Raw genomic sequence first — 3,686 nt, 5'->3', positions numbered from 1 at the left:
ATTTCCTCGGCGTCAGTATCTAGGGGTATCGGCTTGGGGCCGACTCCTGGCGGCCATTCGGCCGACGTGGAAAGGGCGCGCGCTGCTTCTGCGGCAACGGCACGGGAAGAACGGTAGCCCAGTTACGGGACAGGGCAAAGCTTATGTGACACTTTTTTGACAAAAGGTCGCGACCTAGCGCCGCGCATAATGGTTGATTTCGACGATTAAGCAACCCCCGGCTGAATTGATCGCAGGAAATCATCATGAGACTTCCGATCGCAGGATCGCGCGAGCCAGCGTCTGGGCGCGTGGAACGATGCTGTCGATATCGAGCCACTCCAGATCGGTATGAACATTGCCGCCGACGGGGCCAAGACCGCACAGGGTCGCGGTACCCATGCTGGCCGTGAAGCCGGAGTCGGCGCAGCCACCGGCGAATTCGCCGTCCAGCGTCGTGAGACCGGAATCAACGGCTGCCGCCTGATAGGTCTGGAACATCGCTTTTGCCGCGGCATCCTGGACCAGCGGCAGGAACTCGCCATCGACATGCAGTTTCGCGGTCGTGCCGGGCACGGTGGATGTCGCGATGATCGTCTCGATCGCCCCCATGATGACGGCCCGATCGGCCGGCTCGACATAGCGGAAATCAATCTCACCGGACGCATAGGGCGCCGTGGTGTTCACCGACTGGCCGCCGGAGATCAGGCCGACATTCAGCGTGATGCCCTTGTCCATGTTTGTGAGCGCGTGGATCTGCACGATCTTGTGCGCGAGTTCGCCGATGGCACTGACGCCGACGGCAAAGTTGTTGCCGGAATGGGCGGCCTTGCCGAACACCTCGAAGCGCATGAACACGCCACCCTTGCGGCCGGTGACGACGTTGCCGGACGGGCGCCCCGGCTCCGAATTGTAGACGGCACGGGCGGCGCGGCCTTCGCGCTCGATGATCGGCCGCGACGCACGCGAGGCGATCTCCTCGTCGCCGGTGATCAGCACCTTGATGGGATGCGGAGCGGCATCGAATTTCTTCAGCGCCGCGGCGACGAAGACATTGATGACGACGCCGGCCTTCATGTCGGCCACGCCGGGACCATAGGCCTTGTTGTCCTTAATGGTGAAGGGCCGCTTGGCGACCTCGCCCTTCGGAAAAACGGTATCGCGATGGCCGAGCAGCAGGACCGGCTTCTCGTTACTGCCGGGCTTGGCCACGACGGCATGGACGGCGTCACCATAGACATCGTTCGGCTCTCGCCAGGTCTCGATGTCGTGCTCGACAAAATGCTGCTGAAAGCGCTCGCCCACCGCATCGACGCCGGCTTTGTCATAGGAGCCGGAATCGATGTTCACGACATCGCGCAGCAGGTCGATCATCGATTGCCTCTGTGAGGCCAGCCATTCGACAACCAGGGCTTCGGAATTGGACGACATGGAAATCCTTACTTGGTCTCTGCGCGCATCAGGCGCGCGATCTTCTCGCCGATCACCACTGTGGTGAAATGGGTATTGGCGCGGCAATCAGCCGGCATGATCGAGGCGTCTGCAACGCGCAGGCCCCTGATGCCTTTGACGGTGCCATCGGGATTGACGACGCCATCATGGCGATCGAACCCGGTCATGCGGCAGGTGCCAGCAGCGTGCTGGATGTCGCCGGTCTCACGGCGCAGCATGGCCTCGATTTCGGACGTCGGCAGTGCCGCAGCCTGCTGCAACGTCAGACCACCGTCGGAAACGGCGATCCATTCGGCGATGTCAGTCAGCGCGGGCTGCGCGGTGATGACGGCAAGCCGCTTCACTGCATCGACCATGCGGGCCATGTCGCGCGGATCGGCCAGCATGTTTTCCTCGACGCCCGGATCGATGGATGCGTCGCGCGATGCCAGTTTCAGCGTCCCCCGCGAATAGGCACGATAGAGACCGGCACCGATGGCGCCGGGATTGCCGATGCCGCGATGGTTGAACGCCACGAAGATCATGTCGCGGCGACCGTCATCGAGGCCGGACGAATAAGTGACGCAGCAATTGGTATGACGGGTATCGCGATCTTTTGGCGCGACGTCATCGCGCATCTTGATCAGCGGGCGAAAGAGCGGGTGATCGAAGAAATGCTGGCCCACAGGCAAATCACGTTCGACCGCAATGCCCATCGCCTGCAGATCGGCCGCCGGGCCGATGCCCGAACGCAGCAGGATTGCCGGACTGTGGATCGCGCCGCCGCACAGCACGATCTCGCGCGCCGAAATCTCCTGCGTCCCCTGCCCTTCGATGTGAACAGCGACACCGGTGGCCCGTCCATCCGACATGATCACGCGATCGACCAGCGCATGGCCGCGGATTTCGAGATTGGCACGACCGCGGGCGGGCTCAAGATAACCTTCGTTTGTCGAGATACGGCGCAGGTTGCGGCTGTTGATGGGATAGCAGGCAACGCCTTCGCCATCCGGACCGTTGACGTCGTCGCACCATTTGTAGCCCGAGGCCAGCGCGGCATCGCGCAGGCCCTTGTCGATCGGGCCCCACGTCTCCGGCGGGGCGCGATACACGGGCAGCGGACCGCCGCGGCCATGGCCGGGCTCGTCGCCGCGCTCCTCATCGTCCTCGATCACCGAGAACAACGGCATGATCTCTTTCGCCGACCAGCCGGTGCAGCCGAGATCGGCCCATTCGTCGAACGCATCGGCGACGCCGCGAATGGCGATCTGGCCGTTCATCATGGAGGAGCCGCCGAGGCCCTTACCGCGCCAGTAGAAGCGCTGGTCCTGCCCGGCGACGCGGCGCGAATGCAGATCGGGCCATTGCCACTTTTCCTGATATTCACGCTGGTGAATGATCGGAATCGGATTGGCCGTCGTGACTTCCCACGGCGCCTCGGCTGCACGCCAGTCAAGGCCGGCTTCGAGCAACAGCACACGCGTGGCGGGATTTTCGGTGAGACGGGCAGCAATGGCAGCGCCGGCCGAGCCGCCGCCGACAACGATCACATCATACATCAAGGTCGCTTCTTCCAGAACGAGTCACGCCACATGACGGAGCGTCATGCGATGCCATCTCGTTTGCAAGAACTATTCCGGATGCATGGACGGAACGCCCAGCGGCCGCGGCGCACACGCCACACAACCGAAGCGCGCAAGATTGCAGAATGGGTATCGCTTCGCTCAACCCGCCCTTCGCGGCGGCGGAGGCGGCGCCTCGTCGTCATCGAGAATGGCGCGCCAGCCGGCGCCTTCAAGATCGTCATACTGGCCGGATCTGAGCGACCATAGAAAACCCCAGAGACCGAGACCTCCAAGCGCCAGCGCCAGCGGGATGAGATAGACGAGCGACTGCATGGCGCGGCCTATTTCAGGATGACGCGGTTGCGCGAAAGAAAGACGCGCTCGCCCTTGTGATCACCTTCCAGCACCAGATCCCATTGCCCGGCAGCAAGCTGTGCGACGCGGCCGCGAAAGACGGCGCCGCCGATGGCAGCCAGTTCGACCGCCTGATCGGAGCGACGATCAGCCGGCCGCTCGAGCCGCCCGGTGAACACGACATCGGTGAGCGGCCTGCCATCACGGTCCCTCGCCTCGACGCGCACCGAAGCGCCACCATCACCGTCACGCGCGACATGCGCGACAACCGCCCAGCCACGCGTCGCCTGTGCGCGGGCAGCCTCGATCTCGTTGCCGTAAGCGAGGCTGGCAGCATAGGGACTGTCCACTTCCGTG

Annotated in this window: 4 protein-coding genes; all 4 read right to left on the bottom strand. The window is 63.6% G+C overall.

What is annotated here, in order from left to right; translation table 11 throughout:
* Nucleotides 1-243: 243 nt before the first annotated feature.
* Nucleotides 244-1,410 carry a M20 family metallopeptidase gene (locus ACIQ17_RS31995; RefSeq protein WP_398473565.1) on the bottom strand — a complete coding sequence of 389 codons (1,167 nt, stop codon included), beginning with the start codon at nt 1,408-1,410 and terminating at the stop codon, nt 244-246.
* 8 nt (nt 1,411-1,418) lie between these two features.
* Nucleotides 1,419-2,969, bottom strand: a complete 1,551-nt coding sequence (locus ACIQ17_RS31990; protein WP_398473564.1) for a GMC family oxidoreductase — start codon at nt 2,967-2,969, stop codon at nt 1,419-1,421.
* A gap of 165 nt (nt 2,970-3,134) precedes the next feature.
* Nucleotides 3,135-3,308 (bottom strand): cbb3-type cytochrome oxidase assembly protein CcoS, encoded by a 174-nt coding sequence (ccoS, locus tag ACIQ17_RS31985; protein ID WP_398473562.1) that lies wholly within the window; start codon nt 3,306-3,308, stop codon nt 3,135-3,137.
* An 8-nt stretch (nt 3,309-3,316) separates the two neighbouring features.
* The coding region (locus ACIQ17_RS31980; RefSeq protein WP_398473560.1) for a FixH family protein at nt 3,317-3,686 on the bottom strand (370 nt) is incomplete at its 5' end.

It is taken from the genome of Tardiphaga sp. (assembly GCF_044340795.1).
GTDB lineage: Bacteria > Pseudomonadota > Alphaproteobacteria > Rhizobiales > Xanthobacteraceae > Tardiphaga.
Note: the sequence above shows the minus strand (reverse complement) of the source record. Positions and strands in the feature narration are given on the sequence as shown.

What these genes read in the sequence shown, in the direction of transcription:
- ACIQ17_RS31995 (WP_398473565.1), bottom strand. Translation starts at nt 1,410, where the DNA reads ATGTCGTCCAATTCCGAAGCCCTGGTTGTCGAATGGCTGGCCTCACAG.
- ACIQ17_RS31990 (WP_398473564.1), bottom strand. Translation starts at nt 2,969, where the DNA reads ATGTATGATGTGATCGTTGTCGGCGGCGGCTCGGCCGGCGCTGCCATT.
- ccoS (WP_398473562.1), bottom strand. Translation starts at nt 3,308, where the DNA reads ATGCAGTCGCTCGTCTATCTCATCCCGCTGGCGCTGGCGCTTGGAGGT.